Genomic DNA, 22,016 nt, shown 5'->3' with positions numbered 1-22,016 from the left:
CCGTTTCCACTTACACTATTCGCCCCAGCATAGCTGGGGGATTAGACTTTTCATTCACAATACCTGACAAAGAAATGCTCTGCAAACGAAGCATATTACATAATCATATTTTTCCTGCTCTCAATAGGCACCCCTCCTCTCCTTTTCACACACTTTCTCCACTAAAATCCTACCTTTTTCTATCCTTTTGTTTCATCCGTTTGATCTGCTGACGGACAGCCCGCTCCGCAAGATCCGTCATGGTTACTTCTTTTCCAATCCGGTTGGATTCTTCTTTTGCCAGAAATTCCAGCTGGGTTACCTGGTCTTCCGGTAACGTTACAACTACCATTCTGCTCATGGCACCCCTCCTTTCCACGTGATCTTTCTATTCCTCTTGCAGCATCGAGATAAAATCCAATACCTGATCCGGCAGCTCCTCTGGCTCTGCAGTTGCGGCAGTTTGTCGCACATCGCCACATTTTAGCTCTTCTCGAACACTTTTCCGGATCAGCTGTTCCAGTGCATCTGCCTGGTCATAGAATAAAATTGCATCCACAACAAACTGGCTTTTCTCTCCTTCCGGCACTTTCTCCAGAATGCTCCATGCTTTTCTATGGTTTCGGTCTTTCCTATTAGGCCGGAAAGAAAATACCGGACGTTTCATCGTTTCAAAATCTGCCCTGCAAGCCTTTCAAATCCTGCAGCGTTTAAACATACGTCTGGCAGGGTAATAAGCCGACACAGGCGGTCCTGGGGGCTTACGTTGCGTTCAAAAAGTCTTGCTCCCCCTCCCAGAAATACAGCTGGAACTGCCTGCAGATCGAAACCAGCCTCCATGATGGCAGACACGATCCGCTTCACATACTGTCTCCCATAAGTAAGTATGATGTTCTTTGCCTCTTCAGAGATGCTGCAGCTCTTTCCGTTCAGAACACGTTCCACCTGTACTTCTGTGATCGACAAACCAGTATCTCTGCGGACTTGTTCCAGAATCTCGTCTTGGCAACGGATGACTCCCATTTCCAAACTCCTGCAGGTTGCTGCATTTGGGACACCATTATCCAGCCGCATGATGTCAATAGTCCAACCGCCAATGTCTACCAAAAGAACAGAAGGTTCATCCCGGATGATCTCCGGGTGCATTGCTACGACAGAATAACCCTGTGGGAACAGTCTGACATCCAGAACCCGGATTTCATAGAGTTCCCCTTCGTATTCAAACACTACCGGATTTTTTCTTTCCAGCAGGTAATCCCGAAAGTTTTTCTTTTCCCGTCCGAAACTGGTAAGCGGGAGGCCAGCGGCCAGCACCACCTCCGCTTTTCGGGGAGCCTTCCGGAAGCGGATTTCCTGTGCGATAGCTGCGAGTGTCAATAAATAATACTGCTCATTCTCGGTCTTGGTACGCAAAAGCGGCTGTCTCCCTGTGCCGCACACATAATATTTCCCTTCTATCCTCAACACTCCACGATTGGTATAGGGTTCATGCTCATATCTTACAATTCCTGATGGGAAACAAATATGCGCTGTTTTCATGGCAGAATAGCCATGATCTACTCCAATAATCATGCAATTCCTCCTTTTTTACAGACAGAAACGCCGCCCCCGAAAGGACGGCATTTCTTCATTACACTTCTTATTCTTTTATCATTGCTAAAATATCTTCCATGCCATATTGATAAGCTAACTCCCCGTATCTCAGCCACTCGGCATTGAGAGCACAGAGATAATTATCAATGACTGTAATGATTTCTTCTGAAAGCCCCATACTACGCAGTTCTTGTTCATATTGAAACACTTCATCCCTTTCTTTTTGATATTTTGGATCAAAGCGGAACTCCTTTTCTGCTTCTTCCAATCGGAACTGCCTCATACATTCCAAAATTTCCTTTTTTCTTTGTTCCGGTTCCCTTTCCTTCGTTTCTGAGATCTCTTTTAATAACTTTTGGTAATGGAACATATCTGCTTGTCCAAAGTAATAATAGTATGCCCGTTCCAGCATTTCCCGGTTAGATGACAGCTCGCTGTAGGTTTTAAATACCTGGTATTCCTCATCATTTAAGGTTACCCCGTTATTTCCATCGATCAGTTGTATGATAGCTGGATACTTTTCACACAGTTCTTTCATTTGCCTGGAATAGTCTTGATAATCTCTATTATATCTTCTCAAATAGAACACTACCCGATTATCCACCATAGACTCTAAAGTCCCTGCCCATGCTTCTTCCCGTGACAGTTTCATAGGCACATCCTCCTTTCCAGCACAACAGGATACCATATTTGTGCCAGAAAGCTATTCACAATACTACACAAAGAATCTGCTCTCTTTTGTAGCAACTATTCAGCTTATTTACATTCTGATTTTTCAAAAGTCCCCTCCCTTTCCTGCATTTGTTTTACCATCCAATATCGGATTCCAAACACATACTCGCAAAAATCGTCCAGCTGTTTTAACGTATATTGATCCAATGATATACGTTTCATCTTCTCCCATACTTCATATCGGTATCTGGGTAGGTCAGAAATATAGGTACAGCCAATACAATTTTTCATTCTTTCAAACAAATCCTGTTCTCTCTTTTCTATCAGCAGACTATCCCCCTTTCTCCAAAAGAAAAACAGCCTGTCCAAGCTCATGCTCATTTTAGGCTGCTTCACATCATCTCATTTTCTTTGTCAATATCATATAAATCATCAATACAGATTTTCGTATTGACGATCTGTATCACTCTGGCGGATGTATCTATTCGGGACACCATCCCTTTTTTCTGCAGATATTCTCCTTTGAAGAAAAACACTGCCGTGACTACATCATTTTTCTTAATCTGTCGAAGTTTCCGATCCAGCTCTTCCTGGTACTCTTCCGGCAGTTCTATTTTGGGTACTACGATTTTCTCTTTTTTTCGAAGCGCTTCTGGATAACCTTTTAAAGCAGCAAATGGCATAAATTGTTTTGCGCGGTCTTCTCGGTTCATACGTCCTCTATGTTCCACTTTTATGCCCTCCTATCTGACGGTTCCGTTCCATCGTAGTGGCTCCTGCCTGCAGGTCTATCCCTTTCAAGATAGCGTTTTTCCCGAACTTTTCTTTAATATCCAAGATTGCCTCCTGCATCCGATGTTCCCGTTCTAATTCCGCCGGATCTGTGAACAGGTCATACTGCTGATACTGCTCATCTACCACCTGGTTAAAGGTTACAGTCATTCGCCGGACGGAAGTATACGGATCTACAATCTGACAATATAATTTTTCCGTAGCCGCAATAATTTGTCTGGCTGAACTGGTACTATTCCGTAACCCTATGGTCCCGTGTGCAGGTTTCTTCTCCAGCCGGTTACTGTATCCTACATGCAGGGTAATGGAATCTGTGACCAATCCTTTCTCCACCAATTCCAGACAAAGAAGGTCAGCCATCTCTTTCACCACAAGTTTCCCTTTTTCAAAGGTATAATCGCACTCCAATACCTGCCCGCTGGAAAGGGAATTGGTCTTTGGTCTGTAAGATTTGATATCCTGCATGGTAGTGCTTTCCCTGCCCCAGGCGTGATCGATTAGTAATTCCGCATCTACCCCAAACATCCGGTAAAGCATGTCTTCATCTGCATGGGCAATCTCTCCCATTCTCCGGATACCTGACTGTTCCAGCCGGTTGGCAATCCCTTTTCCGATTCTCCAAAAATCTGTCAGCGGCTTATGATTCCACAAAGTCTTGCAATAGGATTCTTCATCCAATATCCCAATATGATCCTCTACATGCTTTGCTGTGATATCCAATGCAACTTTGGCCAGATACAGATTTGTTCCAATCCCGGCAGTCGCAGTAATCCCGGTATGTTCAAGAATATCTTCCATGATCCTTACACTCAGTTCCTTTGCAGACATCTGATACATTGCCAGATAATCCGTTACATCCATAAACACTTCATCGATACTGTAAACATGGATGTCTTCTTTGGAAATGTATTTCAGATAAATCGCATAAATCTCTGCCGAATAATCAATATAAAGCTGCATCCTTGGTGGAGCCATGATATATTCAATTCCTTTGGGTATTTCAAAAACCCGACATCGACCTGGAACGCCCAGTTTTTTCATTGCCGGGGAAACCGCAAGACAGATAGTTTTATCTGACCTTTCTGGATCTGCTACTACAAGATTCGTAGTCATGGGATCTAATCCTCTTTCCCGGCATTCCACAGATGCATAAAAGGATTTCAGATCAATACAGACATAGGTTCTATCCTTTTGCATGTTCCCACCTCCTCCAGATTAGTATCCGCATTTTTCAGTTATTTTCATTCAGAACCGGATAAAATAATCCCTAAAAGAAATGTTACATTCGTCCATTGCTGCTACAAAATGAAACTGTTTTAATATATTTCTTCTTTCAGTTGCATATTCCTGTGCTTTCATCAAAACTGCCTGTACTTCAAAGTCCTCATAGATATGCTCTAAGATCACGGTAAGCAATTCCTTAATCATCTTTTCATTTTCATATTCCGGTAATAGATCAATTCTCAAAATCCCAATCTTAGAACCATCTGCAGAATATTTATAAGACGGACAGATCTCTACCATTCCAGCAATTTCTTTTTGTTTCTGATCTACAATGGTAAAACGTACAAAATCCCTCACTTGGTATCTGCTTTCCCAAAATTTCATGCATTCTAAAAATTTCTCATAGTCTGTATAATAAAAATCATCCCCACAGCAGTCGCCGTTAAAATATCGGGCAGCCTGGGGATTACTGTAACACTGGAATAATCCATGTGCATCTTTCATTTCCATCTTTCGTATCTCAAAACGCTCAGACTGATAAGTCGGACAGTTTTGAAAAACATCCTTTTTCATTTGAATTCCCCTTTCTGTTCTTTATCAGAACATATGTTCTTTTTCAATATGAATTTATCGCATCTTTTTTCCATCTCTATGAAAAAAGGCCGGCCTCACTTGACCGGTCTTTCATCACGTTGCCTAACAATTTGGTTTTTGTAGGATTCCAAAAATCTTAGTAAAATTGTTTTGTATCTTGTAATTCCTTATCAGATGCTTCCACTTTCTTTCCACTTTTACAATATAAAGAATATTTCTGTTTGTCCTCCCCTTCTATACGTCTGAAATTAATTTATTTTTTTGTTCATCTATAAATATATCTTTTATGTTGAAATTTAACAATGAACAAACAGCCTTCTTATCATTTACATCATACTGATAATTCCTCAAATAGACAGCCACATTCTGCGATAAAATACTGCGAGAAAATGTATCTAATTTGTTCTTGCCTTTGATACATTCTTCAATGTCCTTAACTGGCAAATGTCCATTCTGAGTTCTTATTAAATAATCAATACTTGCCATTCGGAAAAATGTACAGTTTTTCTCAGTTCTAACATCTATAATCTCATCCACAATCCTATCTGATTGCAAAGAATACCCCAGATTACATACTGTAGCACCAACGAAGGCTCCCCAAAATTGACTCAGAAATTCATTTATTTTCATCTTGAATTGACTTTTGGCTGCAATTTCTTCCTGATCTTCTTTTGCTTTTTCGTCTACAATTTCAATGATAGTATCTATCATTCCATTCAGGGATTCATATAACGCTCCCATAAGCTTCATACTTGAATCATACATCAAATTTATTATTTCTATTCTTGGTTTCCGCTTAATGGATGATGAGTAATTTTTTAAAATATCTCCCAAAAACTCAATAATTCTTATTGTTTTGGTAAATTCAAGTGACATTTTATCTAATTCTGCTTCCTTTTCAAGCATTTCCTCATCTTTTTCAGATTGTTGATTTACCTCATCCATTTCAACTTCATACTGCTTAAGGGCTGTTTCTTCCTGAATTTTAGGTATGTTTACATTCTTAGGTATATTGAATATCTGTTCCACTTTTCGATCTATATCATACTCCAATTTTTTTAATAAATCTTTTTGTTGAGCATACTCAAAATTTTGATACTCTACAAGAAGCTCTTTGCATACTGCTTGTATCAATGGTAATATTTCATACTCCGCACTCATATCATATGCTAAAAATAAAGCAATATTAAAATTAAGTTCTTTCGATAAATCTTCAAATATTTTTTTTGTTTTTTGCATTTTCATATCTGGAGGTAATTGGTTCAAAATATAACTTCCAGTAAAATAGTAGTACATGTAGCTATGTTTAAATCTATATTTACCTTCTCTCTTTTCAAGAACTTTATATTTAGTCAGGTTATTAATGACATCAATTCCGCTTCCCTTACTTCCTCGATAATCTTGATTATAATCAAAAATCACCCCTAAGACAAAGCTCTCTTCCATATTTTGCTGTTGTTCTTCATCATAAACTCTGAAAGCTAATTGCTCCAGAATAGTCTTATACATAGTTGCTTCATTTGTATCGCCATTGGATATTTCGTTTATCTTATCAAGAATTAAACATTCATAAATATAGGAATATCTACTATAATCCGTATTCATTTTTTCATAATTGTCTAAATAGGAAAGCACAAGTAAAAATTCTATTGGCGTCTTATTAAAAAATCCTGTTTTCATAACACTTTGTACTTGTGCCAGCTTATTTCTACATAATACATCAAACTCTTGACTTTCAGGATTTTGTTCCTCATTAGATAACAGCAACCACCTACTTACTAATTTTCTTCTCATATAGTTTTTTAGGTCTTGAATATATAGGCGCGTGAATTTCTTTTCTAAATATTCTTTTGTTTCTACATTTTTCAAGAAACCAAGCAAATCATTTTGAAGATTACTTGTAATCACCACAATCCCAAATTTACAAGTAAGGTAATGTAGTATTTTTTTTATTAATTTATCCGAAACTACAATCTCTTCAAAATTATCTATAATACACACCTTCTTTTCTTCTTCCATTTGCAGGATTTCTTCTTTTTCCAAATTAGAATATTGTTGTTCATAAATTTCTGCAATCTTATTATTTAATTCATCTCCTTCTCCAGTTCTCAATTCTGTGGCATCTACCATTACTGGATATAATTTCATATTAAAAAAATCTTTATATAACTGCTTTAATAAAGCTGTCTTTCCATACTCCTTTTCCCCAGAAATCATGATATATTTCTTGTTTTTTATGATCTGAATAATATCTTCTTTATTTTTATACAGCGCTTTATTCTTTTTATTACTAATACTTTCCCCTTTTAAAACCGGATAAACAAAAACATCGGATAATTTCAATATCCCTTTGGCTTTACTTACCAAATCTATTTCATTATCCTCTAAGTATTCCAAAAAATCTGCTTTTAATTCAACACCGCTTTTTACATAACGGTTTTTCTTAAATTCTCTCGATTTAGTATCTAATATATTTTCATACAGTTTTCCATTCCATTCATATGAAAAAAAGCGCTCAATATTACTTTCTAAATCGATTTTCAAAACATTAAAACCACTCTGTTCTGGATAATGTGAATTATATAATTGGTTTCCTTTCACAAAATAATTTGTTGCAGCACCATAATTATCCTTTAATACAATCTCAGAAACATGATCATGCCCCACTAATACAATATCCGAATAATATTTATAATACTTTTTCCATTCCTCAACACTATCCCAAGTCATCCACGACTCATCATGGTGCATCAAAGTAATAACAATATCATTTTCTATCTTATCTTCTTGTTCAGGAATGGCAATTCTCATCTCTTTAGGTTTTTCATTTTTACTAGAACACCATGCTGTGTTCTAGTAAAAATGAAATTTTAAAGAAACTCCTTTATATCTCAATCCGTTAATTGCAAATATGCTTTCAGCACTTGCACTAACTAATGGTGCTATACTTTCATCCCAGTCTTTCACAAAGTTAAAATAATTTTCTTCAGCTGTAGTACAAGTCTTGATAATACTACCATTTAACATATCTAAATTAGAATCACGTAGTACCGATTCTCTTATGACACTATCCTCTCTGTCAAAATCACAATCATGATTTCCTGGAACGGTTACAATTTGTATAAACAAATCATTATATCTCTTCTTTATACCCGCTATAATGTCAGAGATAAATATTGACGCAAATAGATATTGCTCTTCTTTGCCCGAATATGCTATATCTCCAGTGATACACAAAATTAGCAGTGTATTCGTTTCATCTATAATATGTTTATTTATTGCATTTGCAATATATTCACTTCTGCCTTCTAAAATATTATAATCTGTGTCGTTTTCGAGATGTATATCTGTAATATGTACTAATACTAATTCCATACTCTTTTCTCCTGCTTAAAAATGACAATTTTCTACAACTCTATTTTAGCATAAAAAATTTTACCCGTCATCTGATTAAAGAATGGATGTTGATTAAAGAATGGACAGCATGGTACATGTAATAACCACATCATAATATCTGAAATTTTTTATCTGTTTTCCAATAAAAACCTAATGTAAGAATATAAGTTCCATAAATTGGCTTTAAGAGGAAAATCCTTTCTATAAATAAATCTGGTTCTATATGTGATCTGATGATAATGACACCATTTCTGTATTTGCTTCATCCGAATGGACTCCCCTGTATTAATTCTATTCACCAAGCACTGTCTATTAAAGTCATCTATCCCACCCTTAAAAACTAGATAAAACAACACGTTATAATATCTAATCAATACAATCTCTTCCTTAGATTTTTCCTTTGACTTCATACACACTTTCCACCTTTCTCTGTATATCTAGTAAGATTTGTCCACACATTTCCACTCTATCCACACAATACACACCCCAAATACGGGGTGAAATTTCCCACCAGTATTAAAATAATCTCTACAACCCCCACTGCATCTTCTTCCTTCCAAAATTCCTGTAACAACGTCATTTTTTTCACCTCCCTACAAAAAGCTCAAAAATGCCGGAACCATTAAAATAACCAATACCACCATTAACTGCATTATCATGGGAAGCAAAAGTTTTACGGAAGCCTCTTCTCCCCTGACTCTGGCTTCTCTCTTGCGTTCTTCACCTGCAGATGCCGCCTCTCTTTCCAATAATTCCAAAATGTTCTGATTCCCCTTTCTTAAATTTTGTACCAGAAGCACAGAAAGAATTTTGTACTGGGAAATTTTACACCGTTTCCCCATCCTTTCGTAAGCATCTGCCTCGTAAACACCCCCTTCCATTTCTCTGCACGTTTTTACAATTTCTTCATAAGCAGCCCTCTCTTTCATATGATATTTCTGTCGGTTTCTCTGATAGTCAATGGCCAGCTTCTCCATTGCTTTCCGAATGCTGAATCCTGCCTGTAAGAACAGCACCAGTTTGTCCAGTACATCCGGATAATCTCTCTGCATTTCTTTTTTTCTCAGTTCTTCCTTCTGTCTTTCTCTCTCCTTTTTCAACGGAAATATGCCAAATCCTAAAAGAACAGAAAGAACGCATACCAGATATCCTGTATTTCCTGCTGTCCTGCGGTAATGTACCGCTTCTCCCTGATAAGTTTCTGGCAAATACATTTTTTTCGAGTTTTCCTCGCTTAATTTCTCTGCCCGTACCTGGATTTCCTCCTGAAGCGCTTCTTTTTCTGTCCGTCTTGGGGGATATACCCGTACCTCTTTCTGCCAAATTTTCATTTCCTCTTCCAATGTTATGGTACACATTAAATCCACCATCTCTCCCTTAGGGGCAACTCCTGTTCCCAGTACTCCTTCCCAGTCCAGAATCTGAGGCTGACTGGTACTCCACGACAAAGTCACGGGATTTTGTTCCAGCTTATCCGGAAAGGAAAGAGACTGTCTAATCTCGCCCTTATCCCCGCATACCCTTTGAAACCAGGTGTTCAGTTCTTTTTCTGCTTCTTTCAGATATCGTTTTTTGTCTGCTTCTGTATATTTCTGTTCTTCCACATAAATCTGAATTTCTTCCTGCTTGCCTTCCAGTTCCACCTGCAGCGTTTCCTCGTAAGCCCCTTCTCCATACGGATTTCTTTCAAGGTAATCTGTTTTTACAGACCTCTTTTCCACCGCTGCCATACCCATGCCCAGAAGATTTCCCACCACAATGATAAGTACTGCCAGATACCATTCTTTTTTCCCGGACAGTTTAAACTTCAATTTCCGTCAACCTCACTCCCCATTGAAATGCCGCAAAATACAAAGCCAGACAAGCCGTCATAATGCAGATTCCCATTTCGTTTCCATACAGCACATCTAAAAATCCCGGTGAAGTAAGCTGCATATAAAGAATAATCCCAAGTGGAATCACACTCATAATTTTCTGCTCCATCTTCCGGGAAGACAGCACCGCCTGTATCTCCTTTTTCACTTCCAATCTTTCCTCTATGGAAGTAATACAGTTTTGCAGGACAATCCGCATATTTCCTCCCATTTTCTTAGACTGTATCAATACATCCGAAAAATTCATAATATCCTCCACACCGCTGCGAAGTCCCAAATCATACAGGAGCTCTTCCAAGGATACGCCATGTCTTATCTGACTTTCCATGTAGGCAAATTCCTGTGTCATTTCTGCCTCTTTACTGTATATCCGCTCTAAATCTTTTCTTGCCTCCCGGACCGTGTTTTCCAGAGAATAGCCGGAAGCAATCCCGACCTGAATGGCATTCAGCGCATCTTTAAACTGATTCTGCAAACGTCTTTTCCGAAGAATGATCTGCTGCCGCCTTCTCTGACGGATATACCACACCGGAACAGGCAGCATAAACAAAAACACAGCCGGACTTTTATAAAATAAATAGTTAATTCCTGCGCACAAAGCCACGGATTCTGCTGTATACTGTATCCATTGCTGCCAGGATAAGTGATATGTCTGATAATCTGTCTTTTCCCGTTTTTTTCTGTTTTTCTTCATAACATAATTCCCGCCTTCCTGCATTTTTCCCTGTGTATCATCTCCCCTGTCTTCTCCAGACCAGAAGTTCTTACATACAACGGATTTAAAATCACCTCACCTGCCTCAATTCTGTCAATTTCAGAGATTTCCTGAACCTTCCTGCTTTTATCCTTCATCCTTCCCAGATGAACGAAAATATCAAAGCCCGAAACAATCTGCCGCCGGATAACCGGAATGGGAAGTTCCATCCCCATCAATACCATGGTTTCCAGGCGACTTATCATATCCTTGCAGCTATTTGCATGAATCGTAGATAAACTTCCGTCGTTTCCCACATTCACCACCTGCAGAAGTTCCGCTGCCTCTTTGGAACGTACCTCCCCCACAATAATCCGGCTGGGCCTCATGCGCAGACACGTTTTCAGCAAGTCCCCAATGGTAATCTCCTGAGATTTCTCAATATTAGCCTGTCTGCATTCCAGACGCACCAGATTTGCAATTCCCTGAATCTGCAGTTCTGCATTGTCCTCAATGGTAATCACTCTTTCGTCTTTGGGGATGTACTCAGACAAGGCATTTAAAAAAGTAGTTTTTCCTGACCCCGTGCCTCCGCCGATTAAAATGGTGTACCCCGCCTGCACCAGTTTCTCCAAAAACTGCGCTGCATCCCGGCTCAGGCTGTCCATCTCAATCAGCTTTTCCATGGTAATAGGATCTTTTGGAAAACGGCGAATAGTCAACACCGGTCCATCTAGGGCCACCGGAGCAATGACTGCATTGACCCGCTCTCCGTTTTTCAGTCTTGCATCCACAATGGGCTGCATGGTATTTATCACCCTGTTGCACCGGGCTGCCATCTGCTGAATCACATCCTCCAGCTTTTCCGGAGAAGAAAAACTTTTGTTCCAGGGAAAAATACGTCCTCCCCGCTCAATAAAAACCCGATTCCAACCATTTACCATAATTTCGGTAATACTGTCGTCCTCCAAAAGTTCCTCCAAAATATCCATTTTTCTCACAGATTGAAATAGCTCTTTCCTAAGACTCTGTCTCTGGGAAATGGACATATACACCGTTTTACAATAACCAGCCATCAATTCATCGATGAGTTCCAACACCTCTGTATCCGAATCCTCCCAGTTTTCTTCCAGCCGCTGCAGCAGCCTATTCCTGAGGTCTTGAAAATACTCAGGTTTTCCCTGCTGTCTTAAACTCTCCATTCTTTTCCAACACCTTTCTCACACAAGTTCCCCACTTCCCCCAGGAAAGGGACTCTATCAGATTTCCGTCTGTACATTCCGGCTGAAATGCCGGAAGACGAATTTCCCGGATTCGCTCTTCCTCTATGGCGCCCCAGCTTTTTACCAGCTTCTGAAACTGGGCAAGTTTGCACCGTGCCATAAGATCCTCCTGAACAGGCATATAGACATGGCTGCACAGGTTCAGAATACGAAAGAGCTGGTCTGTACAACTGCCGATGTCCAGAATCAGAACTTCATATCTGCTGTTTTTGCGAATCAAATCAAAAAGCTGCAGCCACTCCGAAAATAAAATATCTCTTACATCCTCCGGTGACTCCGCAGGCGGCAGATAATCCATTTTTCCCATAGGCCGAATCAACTCCTGCATGCAATGCAGCATCTTCCCCTCCTTGCAGCGCAGTTCATAGAAAAAGTCCGTAAGATTCTTTCCCGTATGCCCTGAAAACAACTGGTCAAATCCAGAATAGTCCTCCATATTCACGTATAAAACTGATTTTCTCTCGCCTAAAATCTGCCCCACAGTAAGGGCAAACAGGGTCTTTCCACATCTGGACACCGGCGAATACACCCCTATAACAGACATTCTGCGCTCTGACATAGCATAAAACGCCGGCGCTGAATTTCGGGTATAGTAATTCATAACTTCCTGAATCACGCTTTCCGCAGACTGATATTTGTACACAAACTTATGCTGACCCTCTTCTTTGTCCTTTTCATCAGACAACACAATCATGTTTTCTGTCCCCAGTTTTTCTACCTGGCTATCCACATCAGCTTCTGCAATCAATAAAATTTCCGGTGGATTTTTCCCTGCATAATCACAAAGCGTCCCTGCATTGGTAAACGCCTCTGCCTGAAAGGGCAGTTTTTTCCTGCTGTTTAAATATTCTGCAAAATTACAGGCATATTCTGCATCGCTGTCACATACTGCTATTACATTTTTCTTCAATAGAAACCTCCCGCATAAAGCATAACACTCAAAAAAATGGGAACGGTAAAATGAAAATTCTCCGCCTTCTGTCCTTTTTGAATATAAGACTGTACCTGATGGGTTACAAAATACTTATAAAAGTAGTGAAAAAAATAAGAGATGCGTTCTTTTAGATTCCCGCAGGAAATCAAAAATGCCAAAGATAAAACAGCCCCTAAAAGAAATGAGCCGAACATGATGGATAAAATCCCATGGCTGCCTGTCAGACCTCCCAGTACAGCGAATACCTTAATATCTCCCGCCCCCAGCATACGAAAATAAAACAAAGGCAAAAGCAGAACACAGGGAATCAAAACCCCAGCCGCATATACGGGAATTCCCCGGATTCCCTCCTCCTGCAGGCACGTCACGAATCCCGCCAGCAGACCCAGGCAAATAAAACTGTTGATCACCTTTTCCATCAGAAAATCCATGAGAACCGCTGTACCCGCAATCACTAAAACAAGGCACGACTGTACAGACATAAAACCACCCCTTCTCCTGTATAAAATTGTAACTTTGTTTGGAAATCTCAGCGGAACCGCTGACTTGAAAATAAGATAATTGCTTTGAAGTTGATTCCGATTATACCTCTGCTTTTTGGATTTGTAAAGCAAAATAAGTACCAAATTTACTATTTGTCCAGACTCCACAAAATTATCGTTTGCAATGCCGAGGATTTTCAGTTAAAATGTATTATATAAACGGCAAAATCTACACAGCAGATTTCCCGCCGCAAAATAAATCTATATCCATTGTATGGATTAAGGAGTACAGGCTATGGGACTTATTGTATTTTTAGGTGATAGTATTACCGATGCCGGCAGAAAGGAATCCTCCAATCAGCTTGGCTTTGGTTATGTGAATATATTTTCAGAAACATTAAAAGACCAAAATCAGGACTGGACGATTATCAACAGAGGTGTAGAGGGCTATGTCACTGAGCATATTGCCCAGACCCTTCATGGAGAGTGTATCTCTCTGCACCCGGACTATGTCAGTATTCTGGTGGGCATTAATGACATCGGGTTCATTGTTGGTGCAGAGGCTTCCGAACAGGACAAGCTTTATATGCTGGAAGACAGCATTCGCGCTTACCACGAAATGCTTTTTGATTTATCCAGAGAAACCAATGCCAAAGTAATTATTTTGGAGCCCTTTATTTTCCCAAAAGATGGAAAATATGAGGACTGGGTTCCCTGGCAGAAAAAAATGTCCAAAAACATCAAAAAGCTGGCTCGCAATTACGGGGCTTTCTTCATTCCCCTTCAGGAACCAATGAACGCCAAAATCCGGGAAATGGGATTTGAGGCCATTACCACAGACGGTATCCATCTGACGGAAACCGGCCAGAGAATGCTTGCCCAGATTGTAAAAGAATCTTTCTGTCTGTAACACACAGCGGATTTTTCTGTATACTCAGAAACATCCGCTGTTTCTTTTCTGAAACTTTTCTTATACAGAAATCCGTTTCCTTTTCCGAATATAAAAAATATTGCTGATAAGAAACAGACTGTGTCTGCGCACATATTCCTGATACTCGCACAAATTAATATAATACATTTTTCCCCAGGAGGATATCTGCATCCAAGGCCCGTCCAGAGCCGTAACAGCCACAAAATGCGCTGCCACGCTGCAGCTTTCCTCATAAGCGCTGCCCTTTTTCTCATAAAACGTCAGTTTATGCTTCTTTAAAGGGAGAGGAAAATTAGGACCCACAGCCAGAATTACCGGAATATCATGGGCCAGCATGGCGCCGATTCTATTTCTGAAATTTCTTCCCAATACCCCGAAAGAAACTTTCAACGGAATTCGGTTTGCACGAAAATACCGATTAACACCCCCTGACAGCAGCCACCCCGGCATTCCCAGTCCGGGAATTACGGGGAAATAGTGACGCCTCATGGTTTCTGCCAGTTCCATATATTCTTCTGCCTCTAAAATCCCATTTTCCTTTTCCCAATTCTTAAATTCTTTTCCCTTACAATACTCCTTATGTAAACTCAAGTACAGCAGTAAATCCGTCCCTGCAATCACTCCGCAGCCGTATTTCTGCACGGCTTTCTTCCTGCTCCACTGCTGATTTCCGCCGTAGGATAATCTTCCCTCCTTCATAACTGCAATATATGGATGTCTCAGCCTTCCGCATTCCATAACTTATTCAACCTTTCTATATGTTCACTTCTACTTTCATTTCCTCTGAAATTGTAACCGGACCGCCCATTTTACATGCCGTAACCTTTCCCTGTTCTCTGCAGACAGAAACCTCAATCACACCTCCGGGCTGATGCAGTTCACAGCTATACCATCCATTTTCCTTTGCCTGGGAAAGATAAACGGCAGCCCCCATGCTTCCGCTTCCACAGCTGCTTTCCCATACCATGGAATCCGTTTCCTTCACATACACTACCGGCACCATATTTTTTCCCTGCAAAAACATTACCCCATAAGCATCACAGGGACAAATCTGTTCTGCCTTTTTCATCAGTCGGTTCACAAACTCCTGGTCTCTTGGTTCTGACTCCACAATCATATGGCAAATTCCCTCAAATACTACAACGGGGTAAACACCCTCTTCCCCCAGATGAATCTCCTTTATCTCCAAAGGAACCGGCATTTCCACCCGGCTGGTGCCTTCTTCCAAATCAACCTCTGCTTTCAAAACTTTCTCCGAACCGCTGACATCCACCATAACTTCCTTTGGCTTGTCTTTCGAAAGCATACTAAGCAGGTAGCCGAAGCTCCTCGTTGCATTTCCACAGAATTCTCCCCCCATCATCTGCATATGCATCCCCTGCCCTTCTTTTGTTTCCACAAATCCCACCTGCTCTGCGTGCAGTTCTTCCCGCTTCAGCAACTGTCCGGCTATTGCGGAATAGGCTTCTGTTTTTACCCTGTCCATAACAAAGATTGTAATATTTCCCGCTGGATTTGCTACACGAATCCTTATTTCCATAAATATCTACCTCCTCGTTTGCTTCCCGCTTTTTCTTTAACCTTATCATACCATAAACCTCACCAAAAAATAGTAAAATTATTATAACTTTTCAATATCGACATTTTGCTAAAGCTGTGATATATATACTTATGTGTCTGCTATTTTACAAATAACAAGGGGGAATTTTATGAGCACAAAAGAAAAGGCGGTTAACCAGATTACAGAAGGTGTCATCTGGAAGCAGCTGCTGTTTTTCTTTTTTCCAATTATGCTGGGAACGCTGTTTCAGCAGCTTTACAACACAGCGGACGCAGTAGTGGTGGGGCGATTCGTGGGAACCAGAGCCCTTGCTGCCGTAGGCGGCTCTACCGGACAGATGGTAAATCTGATTGTGGGCTTCTTTGTGGGGCTCTCCTCCGGCGCAACTGTTATCATCGCCCGTTACTATGGTGCCAAAAATAAAAAGGACTTGAACGACACCCTTCATACGGCGGCAGCCCTGTCCGTTGCAGGCGGTATTTTGATTACTATAGCAGGAATTCTTTTCACACCTTCCATGCTAAAAATTATGAAAACACCTGCAGACGTTATGGCTGACTCTGCCACCTATCTTCGGATTTACTTTGGCGGCATTATTTTTGTGTTTATTTATAACGTAGGCTCCGCTATTCTCCGGGCTGTAGGGGATTCCACAAGACCGCTTTATTTTCTGATTGCATGTTGCTTTATCAACATCTTTCTGGATGTTCTTCTAGTCGTTGGTTTCAATATGGGGGTTGCAGGCGCTGCCATTGCCACAGTAGTCTCCCAGGCAGTTAGCGCTGTACTGGTCATCTGGGCTTTGCTGAAGTCCACGGATATGTACTGCCTGCATCCAAAGGAAATCCGCTTTCACAAGTTTTTGCTGGTTTCTATTATAACCATAGGTCTTCCCGCCGGTATTCAGTCTGTTATGTACAATCTTGCCAATATGATTATACAAACCTCCCTGAATGACCTCGGCACCAGCACCATGGCGGCCTATACTGCCTTTGGCAAAATTGATGCTATTTACTGGATGATTTCCGGTGCTTTCAGCGTGTCTATTACCACCTTTATCGGACAAAACTACGGCGCGCAAAAATACGACCGTATGAAAAAAAGTGTCAAAATCTGTTTATTTATGGATTTTCTGGCATCCATCCTGGTAAGCGCTCTGCTTTTATTCTTTGGGGAATATCTTCTGCGGCTTTTTACTACGGACCCGGAAGTTTTAAAAATCGGTATGAAAATTATTCATATTATTGCGCCTTCTTATGTACTCTTTATTTTTATAGAAATCCTTTCCAGTACACTAAGAGGTATTGGAAATGTTCTGGTTCCTATGCTGATGACCTGCGGTGGTGTATGTATCCTGCGTATTATCTGGATATTCTTCGTAGTTCCTCACAGACCGGGTGTTTCCAACATTCTGCTGTGCTACCCCATTTCCTGGGGACTGACCGCAGTGCTGTTTATTCTTTACTATTACACACAGCAGAAAAAGTTCTTTCATGCGCATCAACAAATTTAACTTATAAAGGAGAACAAAATTATGTATTTTTCTTATGATGCTGACAGCAAAACTGTATCCCTTTTAGATGAAGGAACCAATCTTTTATTGGAAGAGTATGCCGATTTGGCAAGCCTCTGTGAAAAACTTCAGGTTTCCGTAACGGTAGATTCTTCGGTCAATACACTGATGGTTTCCAAAACTGGAAATAACTGCAGAATCGTCTGCCGTGAGGCAGCTCATTACTTTCGGGAACTGAATTATCTTCTTCACCACAGCAGAGAAGATTTTGAACGTCAGGAAACACCATTCTTTGAGAAGAACGGATTTATGCTGGATTGTTCCCGAAATGCAGTTTCTACTCCGGAAACGGTAAAAAAACTTATCCGCATTTTAGCTAAAGCTGGAATGAATCAATTACTGTTATATACAGAAGACACTTATGAGGTACCGGGCCTTCCTTACTTTGGCACTTACCGCGGCCGCTACTCTCAGGAAGAACTGCGCCAGCTGGATGCTTATGCCCAAAATTTCGGCATCGAACTGGTTCCTTGCATTCAGACTCTGGCTCATCTGAGAAATGCATTAAAATGGCCTATGGGACAGGATTTAAAAGACAACGCAGATATCCTCATGGTTGGTTCAGAAAAAGTTTACGCCTTTCTGGAACAACTTCTGTGCTCTTTAAAAGACTGTTTTTCTTCCAGAAACATTCACATTGGTATGGATGAAGCCCTTATGCTGGGTCTTGGCAATTATCTGCGGGAAAACGGTTATAGAGAAAGTTCTCTTCTTATCCGTGAACACAGCCAGCGTGTACTGGAAATCTGCCGCAGACTGGGTTGGAAACCAATGATGTGGAGTGATATGTACATCACTTCCAATAATGGAAAAGGCTATTATGACGTGGACGAAAACACAGACACTTCCTCCTGGACAAAACCAGATGACGGCCTTGGACTTGTTTACTGGGATTACTATAATTTGGACAGAAATGTCTACCGGAATATGCTGCGCGTACATAAAGAACTTTCTTCACGAACCATTTTTGCAGGCGGTATCTGGAACTGGAACGGTATTGCCCCCAATTACGGAAAAGCATTTCAGTGTACACGCAGTGCTTTGCAGGAATGTCAAAGCCAGGGTATTTCGGAAGTTTTCGCTACAGGCTGGATGGACAACGGTGCGGAGACTCCTATTGCCGCCATTTATCCGGGGCTTATCCTGTTCGCCGCCCTTTGCTTCCAGGAAAATCCTTCTGAAGAAGAAGTCTCCCAACTCTTTACTGACTGTATCGATGCACGTTTGGAAGACTTTTATCTTCTGGATAATTTTGATGCACTTTTCCAGGGAACAGGCAAAAACCTTTCTGCGGACAATCCTTCCAAGTACCTGCTTTACCAGGACCCTATGCTTGGTATGTTTGATTATCATATTCAAGGAATGGATACGCAAACGTACTATGGAAATTTGGCCGATAAACTTGCGAAATGCCAGGAAACCTCCTCAAAATATGCAGATTTCTTCCGTTTTTATGAATCCTTTGCTCAGGTGCTTTCCCAAAAAGCCGACCTTGGAATACATCTAAAAAAGGCTTACGATACAAAGAACTTATCCACACTACAGAAAATCTGTACGGAAGTTATCCCCAATATTCTGGAGAATCTCCAACATATGCACCTGCTTCGTGAAAAACTGTGGATGGCAGATGCCAAACCTTTCGGCTACGAACTCATGGACATCAAACTGTCCGGTGTAAAAACCCGCTTGGAAAGCACGGCAAGAAGAGTCTCCTCTTATGTAAATGGAGATTTGGACCGGCTGGAAGAACTGGAACAGACACGCCTTCCCTACTGGACGGCAGATGTGAAATATCCACATGACACTAAAGTAGAACTGAGAGAAAATCTTTGGAGTAAAATCGTAAGCGGATGTGATTTAATAGATACGGTTTGATAGAAAACCAAAGAGACTGCCACAGGAAACGGCAATCAGGATATTTATACATTTTGTGTTCAAAATGTATAAATATCCTCGATATCCACTTCATACGACAGCCCCTTGGTTTCTAATTCAGCCTGTACAGTACCGCATCGTGAGAATCCAGAGATACACTCAGACTGCCCTCACAGTCTCCGCACTCTGCCTGTCTCCACATATCGTATACACAATACCGGCCTTCCAGTTCCAACTGTTCCAGACTAATACGGAATGTCTCTTTCCAATTGGTAATATTGAAAAATGCTATATAAGAATTATTCTCGTTATCCTCTGCTTTCCAGACAATCAAATCATAGGTACGCAAAATCTGACGGGCATTTCTGCTTTTCTTCAGAAGCCCCAAAACATCATCATTGGTAACCAGTGATTTTGTCCATTCATCCATATCAGTAAGTTCACAGCCAAGCATCATAGGAGAACGGAATATACACCACAGCGTAAACATAGTTCGCTGTTCTGCCCTGCTCAGACGGCTCTGTCTCTCTCCCAGTCCATGCTCACAGCCCCGAATGGAAATATGCCCTACCGGCAGCATATCACAATCGGGATAACAGCCTTCCGACACATAAGGGCTCCACTGATGACAACGGGCAAACATTTCCATAATATTTTCCCAACTATCCCACAAATCGTTGGTAATCCGCCACATATTGGCATTTTTCCGCAAATGCTCTGCCTGCTCCACCATAGCCGGACCCGGAGATAAGCTAAGCACTACCGGACGTCCGCATTTATCAATGGCATGTCTTAAAAGCTGGATTTCATCACCCCCGTAAGCCAGAGTACTCTCATTATTTATCTGCCCATATTTTACGCAAATATCATCTACCTTAATCAAATCCACACCCCAGGACGCATACAATTCCAAAATAGAATCATAATAGTCCTGTGCTCCCGGCTTTGTGGCATCCAGCCCGTACATATCTGTATTCCAACAACAGATAGAGGACGGATGCGCTGCTTCTCTGGCCGTATATATGCTGTTTTTTATTTTTACATTCTGAGACACTGCCTGACGGGGAATTCCCCGCATAATATGAATTCCGAATTTTAATCCTTTTTCATGGGCATAGGCCGCAATCTTTGTAAAGCCGCTGCCATCTGCGGCAGATGGAAAACGATTAGGCGCCGGACAAAGCCTGCCATACTCATCCATACATAAATCCGCAAATTTATGGTAATGGCTGGAATTAGCGGTAGGCTCGTACCACTGAATGTCACAGACAATATATTCCCAACCATGGGACTTCAGATGTTCTGCCATGTAATCAATATTTTGCCTTAACTCCTGCTCCGTCACAGACGCCCCATAACAGTCCCAGCTGTTCCAGCCCATGGGCGGTGTTTGGGCACATGCATTTTTATTCATAATAATCCCTCTCCTTTATTTTTCTATACCACTTTTCACACATACTATTTTTCTTCTTTTGCTATTTGACATTATATCAGATACTCACTTATAATGATTCATAATACAAAAGAAATACCACACATTTATTGCAGAGGTTTCCATATGTTTTACGAAAATAAAGAAGACTATTTTTTTGCTGTAGAAGAATTCAACTCTTTACAATATCCCTTACATGTACATAGCTATATTGAACTTGTACATGTCATGAAAGGCTCGCTGGAAATGCAAATTGGCAGGGAAAAATATGTTATCCCGGAGGGTTCCCTGGCTATGATTTTTCCCAATGTTCCCCACAGCTATCATACGCTTTCTGCAAAAGGAAACACACAGTTAAATATTATTAACAGTTATCTCGACCTGCTTCCTTTGCATAAAAAGCTTCTACTCTCCATGTTTCCATCAAATCCGGTACTTGCTGCTGAAGAACTTCATCCGGATATTCTCTTTGCAGAAAAAAGACTGTTTACCTTAACAGCAGCCGAAAAAGACAGCGCCCTGATTTCCTCTTTTCTTTCCTTAATATTATGCCGTCTATTTCCTCTTCTTCAGCTTACGGAATATCAGGAACTGCCTCCTCAGGACATTGTCTGCAGTATTATTGCCTACATCGCGGAACACTTTTGTGAGGACATTTCTCTCTCGGATGTTGCTGTACATTTCGGCATTGGAAAATATGCGCTTTCCAGAATCTTTTCCAATGTTTTAAAAGTGAGTTTTTCTTCATATGTAAATGCACTTCGTATGAATCATGCCCGGTATCTTCTTCTGAATTCCAACATGAACATTACCACTATTGCTATGGAGTGCGGCTACCACAATCAACAGACTTTCAACCGAATATTCAAAGAACAGTGCAGCTGTACCCCCAGAGAATACCGAAATATGTAATCTTCCCCGAATCCTACACAGTGTTCCATTTTTTGTAAAACAAAAAAAACTCCTATAGACATTACTATCTACAGAAGTTCTCTCTCATATACCTTCAAAACCGCATACACAAAACCAAACCAATTCCAACTTACCGTTTCGCTTAGCTTTCTAAGCTATTAGGTCAAGCCCTCGACCGATTAGTAGCAGTCAGCTCCATACATTGCTGCACTTCC

The 22,016-nt window shown here is 40.8% G+C and carries 22 protein-coding genes; 4 read left to right on the top strand and 18 right to left on the bottom strand.

Annotated features, from left to right (window positions below; genetic code table 11):
* Positions 1 to 169: 169 nt before the first annotated feature.
* The 15 genes from G5A70_RS14585 to G5A70_RS14515 form a co-directional block, all read right to left on the bottom strand.
* Positions 170 to 340, bottom strand: a complete 171-nt coding sequence (locus G5A70_RS14585) for a hypothetical protein (RefSeq protein ID WP_009244264.1) — start codon at positions 338 to 340, stop codon at positions 170 to 172.
* A gap of 27 nt (positions 341 to 367) precedes the next feature.
* Positions 368 to 646 carry a hypothetical protein gene (locus G5A70_RS14580; RefSeq protein WP_004613161.1) on the bottom strand — a complete coding sequence of 93 codons (279 nt, stop codon included), beginning with the start codon at positions 644 to 646 and terminating at the stop codon, positions 368 to 370.
* Positions 643 to 1,551 carry a ParM/StbA family protein gene (locus tag G5A70_RS14575; RefSeq protein ID WP_004613162.1) on the bottom strand — a complete coding sequence of 303 codons (909 nt, stop codon included), beginning with the start codon at positions 1,549 to 1,551 and terminating at the stop codon, positions 643 to 645. The genes G5A70_RS14580 and G5A70_RS14575 overlap by 4 nt, the downstream gene beginning before the upstream one ends.
* A 67-nt stretch (positions 1,552 to 1,618) precedes the next feature.
* The gene (locus G5A70_RS14570) at positions 1,619 to 2,224 is read right to left on the bottom strand and encodes a hypothetical protein (protein ID WP_117963856.1); all 606 of its coding nucleotides are present in this window, start codon (positions 2,222 to 2,224) and stop codon (positions 1,619 to 1,621) included.
* 104 nt (positions 2,225 to 2,328) lie between these two features.
* Positions 2,329 to 2,640: a hypothetical protein gene (locus G5A70_RS14565; protein ID WP_004613164.1), complete on the bottom strand. Its 312-nt coding sequence runs from the start codon at positions 2,638 to 2,640 to the stop codon at positions 2,329 to 2,331.
* Positions 2,637 to 2,957 (bottom strand): hypothetical protein, encoded by a 321-nt coding sequence (locus G5A70_RS14560; protein ID WP_004613165.1) that lies wholly within the window; start codon positions 2,955 to 2,957, stop codon positions 2,637 to 2,639. Before G5A70_RS14560 ends, G5A70_RS14565 begins: the two co-directional genes overlap by 4 nt.
* Before the next feature lie 7 nt (positions 2,958 to 2,964).
* Complete coding sequence (locus tag G5A70_RS14555) at positions 2,965 to 4,233, bottom strand: DNA repair protein (RefSeq protein WP_064786745.1); 1,269 nt, start codon at positions 4,231 to 4,233, stop codon at positions 2,965 to 2,967.
* A 48-nt stretch (positions 4,234 to 4,281) separates the two neighbouring features.
* The gene (locus G5A70_RS14550) at positions 4,282 to 4,833 is read right to left on the bottom strand and encodes a GNAT family N-acetyltransferase (protein WP_004613167.1); all 552 of its coding nucleotides are present in this window, start codon (positions 4,831 to 4,833) and stop codon (positions 4,282 to 4,284) included.
* A 255-nt stretch (positions 4,834 to 5,088) separates the two neighbouring features.
* Positions 5,089 to 7,665: a hypothetical protein gene (locus tag G5A70_RS14545; RefSeq protein ID WP_173750194.1), complete on the bottom strand. Its 2,577-nt coding sequence runs from the start codon at positions 7,663 to 7,665 to the stop codon at positions 5,089 to 5,091.
* 42 nt (positions 7,666 to 7,707) lie between these two features.
* Positions 7,708 to 8,229: a metallophosphoesterase family protein gene (locus G5A70_RS14540; protein WP_173750193.1), complete on the bottom strand. Its 522-nt coding sequence runs from the start codon at positions 8,227 to 8,229 to the stop codon at positions 7,708 to 7,710.
* 614 nt (positions 8,230 to 8,843) lie between these two features.
* Complete coding sequence (locus G5A70_RS14535) at positions 8,844 to 10,061, bottom strand: type II secretion system F family protein (protein WP_226853741.1); 1,218 nt, start codon at positions 10,059 to 10,061, stop codon at positions 8,844 to 8,846.
* Positions 10,051 to 10,818 (bottom strand): type II secretion system F family protein, encoded by a 768-nt coding sequence (locus tag G5A70_RS14530; RefSeq protein ID WP_173750192.1) that lies wholly within the window; start codon positions 10,816 to 10,818, stop codon positions 10,051 to 10,053. The genes G5A70_RS14535 and G5A70_RS14530 overlap by 11 nt, the downstream gene beginning before the upstream one ends.
* Entirely contained in the window at positions 10,815 to 12,020 is a 1,206-nt protein-coding gene (locus tag G5A70_RS14525; protein WP_173750191.1) for a CpaF family protein, read from the bottom strand. The genes G5A70_RS14530 and G5A70_RS14525 overlap by 4 nt, the downstream gene beginning before the upstream one ends.
* Entirely contained in the window at positions 11,989 to 13,011 is a 1,023-nt protein-coding gene (locus tag G5A70_RS14520; RefSeq protein ID WP_173750190.1) for a hypothetical protein, read from the bottom strand. Before G5A70_RS14520 ends, G5A70_RS14525 begins: the two co-directional genes overlap by 32 nt.
* A complete protein-coding gene (locus G5A70_RS14515; protein ID WP_173750189.1) occupies positions 13,008 to 13,517 on the bottom strand; it encodes a prepilin peptidase in 510 nt (169 codons plus the stop codon). Before G5A70_RS14515 ends, G5A70_RS14520 begins: the two co-directional genes overlap by 4 nt.
* Positions 13,518 to 13,812: 295 nt before the next feature.
* On the opposite strand from G5A70_RS14515, the gene G5A70_RS14510 reads away from it, so the two are divergent.
* Complete coding sequence (locus G5A70_RS14510; RefSeq protein ID WP_173750188.1) at positions 13,813 to 14,427, top strand: GDSL-type esterase/lipase family protein; 615 nt, start codon at positions 13,813 to 13,815, stop codon at positions 14,425 to 14,427.
* A gap of 60 nt (positions 14,428 to 14,487) precedes the next feature.
* On the opposite strand, the gene G5A70_RS14505 is transcribed toward G5A70_RS14510, so the two are convergent.
* Positions 14,488 to 15,186, bottom strand: a complete 699-nt coding sequence (locus tag G5A70_RS14505; protein ID WP_173750187.1) for a hypothetical protein — start codon at positions 15,184 to 15,186, stop codon at positions 14,488 to 14,490.
* A 16-nt stretch (positions 15,187 to 15,202) separates the two neighbouring features.
* Positions 15,203 to 15,988, bottom strand: a complete 786-nt coding sequence (locus tag G5A70_RS14500; protein ID WP_173750186.1) for a hypothetical protein — start codon at positions 15,986 to 15,988, stop codon at positions 15,203 to 15,205.
* A 169-nt stretch (positions 15,989 to 16,157) separates the two neighbouring features.
* On the opposite strand from G5A70_RS14500, the gene G5A70_RS14495 reads away from it, so the two are divergent.
* Positions 16,158 to 17,522 carry an MATE family efflux transporter gene (locus G5A70_RS14495; protein ID WP_173750185.1) on the top strand — a complete coding sequence of 455 codons (1,365 nt, stop codon included), beginning with the start codon at positions 16,158 to 16,160 and terminating at the stop codon, positions 17,520 to 17,522.
* A 21-nt stretch (positions 17,523 to 17,543) separates the two neighbouring features.
* Positions 17,544 to 19,457: a beta-N-acetylhexosaminidase gene (locus G5A70_RS14490; protein ID WP_173750184.1), complete on the top strand. Its 1,914-nt coding sequence runs from the start codon at positions 17,544 to 17,546 to the stop codon at positions 19,455 to 19,457.
* Positions 19,458 to 19,569: 112 nt separating this feature from the next.
* Here the strand turns inward: G5A70_RS14490 and G5A70_RS14485 are convergent, their stop codons facing one another.
* Positions 19,570 to 20,871 (bottom strand): glycoside hydrolase family 27 protein, encoded by a 1,302-nt coding sequence (locus tag G5A70_RS14485; RefSeq protein ID WP_173750183.1) that lies wholly within the window; start codon positions 20,869 to 20,871, stop codon positions 19,570 to 19,572.
* Positions 20,872 to 21,015: 144 nt separating this feature from the next.
* Between G5A70_RS14485 and G5A70_RS14480 the strand changes: the two genes are divergently transcribed.
* On the top strand, positions 21,016 to 21,801 hold the full coding sequence (locus G5A70_RS14480) for a helix-turn-helix transcriptional regulator (protein WP_173750182.1): 786 nt from the start codon (positions 21,016 to 21,018) through the stop codon (positions 21,799 to 21,801).
* The last annotated feature ends 215 nt before the right edge of the window (positions 21,802 to 22,016 follow it).

The organism is Blautia hansenii (genome assembly GCF_013304445.1).
Lineage (GTDB): Bacteria > Bacillota > Clostridia > Lachnospirales > Lachnospiraceae > Blautia.
Note: the sequence above shows the minus strand (reverse complement) of the source record. Positions and strands in the feature narration are given on the sequence as shown.

Excerpts from the sequence above, each read along its gene's own strand:
- G5A70_RS14585 (WP_009244264.1), bottom strand. The coding sequence starts at position 340 with ATGAGCAGAATGGTAGTTGTAACGTTACCGGAAGACCAGGTAACCCAG.
- G5A70_RS14580 (WP_004613161.1), bottom strand. The coding sequence starts at position 646 with ATGAAACGTCCGGTATTTTCTTTCCGGCCTAATAGGAAAGACCGAAAC.
- G5A70_RS14575 (WP_004613162.1), bottom strand. The coding sequence starts at position 1,551 with ATGATTATTGGAGTAGATCATGGCTATTCTGCCATGAAAACAGCGCAT.
- G5A70_RS14570 (WP_117963856.1), bottom strand. The coding sequence starts at position 2,224 with ATGAAACTGTCACGGGAAGAAGCATGGGCAGGGACTTTAGAGTCTATG.
- G5A70_RS14560 (WP_004613165.1), bottom strand. The coding sequence starts at position 2,957 with ATGAACCGAGAAGACCGCGCAAAACAATTTATGCCATTTGCTGCTTTA.
- G5A70_RS14555 (WP_064786745.1), bottom strand. The coding sequence starts at position 4,233 with ATGCAAAAGGATAGAACCTATGTCTGTATTGATCTGAAATCCTTTTAT.
- G5A70_RS14550 (WP_004613167.1), bottom strand. The coding sequence starts at position 4,833 with ATGAAAAAGGATGTTTTTCAAAACTGTCCGACTTATCAGTCTGAGCGT.
- G5A70_RS14545 (WP_173750194.1), bottom strand. The coding sequence starts at position 7,665 with ATGAGAATTGCCATTCCTGAACAAGAAGATAAGATAGAAAATGATATT.
- G5A70_RS14540 (WP_173750193.1), bottom strand. The coding sequence starts at position 8,229 with ATGGAATTAGTATTAGTACATATTACAGATATACATCTCGAAAACGAC.
- G5A70_RS14530 (WP_173750192.1), bottom strand. The coding sequence starts at position 10,818 with ATGAAGAAAAACAGAAAAAAACGGGAAAAGACAGATTATCAGACATAT.
- G5A70_RS14525 (WP_173750191.1), bottom strand. The coding sequence starts at position 12,020 with ATGGAGAGTTTAAGACAGCAGGGAAAACCTGAGTATTTTCAAGACCTC.
- G5A70_RS14515 (WP_173750189.1), bottom strand. The coding sequence starts at position 13,517 with ATGTCTGTACAGTCGTGCCTTGTTTTAGTGATTGCGGGTACAGCGGTT.
- G5A70_RS14510 (WP_173750188.1), top strand. The coding sequence starts at position 13,813 with ATGGGACTTATTGTATTTTTAGGTGATAGTATTACCGATGCCGGCAGA.
- G5A70_RS14505 (WP_173750187.1), bottom strand. The coding sequence starts at position 15,186 with ATGGAATGCGGAAGGCTGAGACATCCATATATTGCAGTTATGAAGGAG.
- G5A70_RS14500 (WP_173750186.1), bottom strand. The coding sequence starts at position 15,988 with ATGGAAATAAGGATTCGTGTAGCAAATCCAGCGGGAAATATTACAATC.
- G5A70_RS14495 (WP_173750185.1), top strand. The coding sequence starts at position 16,158 with ATGAGCACAAAAGAAAAGGCGGTTAACCAGATTACAGAAGGTGTCATC.
- G5A70_RS14490 (WP_173750184.1), top strand. The coding sequence starts at position 17,544 with ATGTATTTTTCTTATGATGCTGACAGCAAAACTGTATCCCTTTTAGAT.
- G5A70_RS14485 (WP_173750183.1), bottom strand. The coding sequence starts at position 20,871 with ATGAATAAAAATGCATGTGCCCAAACACCGCCCATGGGCTGGAACAGC.
- G5A70_RS14480 (WP_173750182.1), top strand. The coding sequence starts at position 21,016 with ATGTTTTACGAAAATAAAGAAGACTATTTTTTTGCTGTAGAAGAATTC.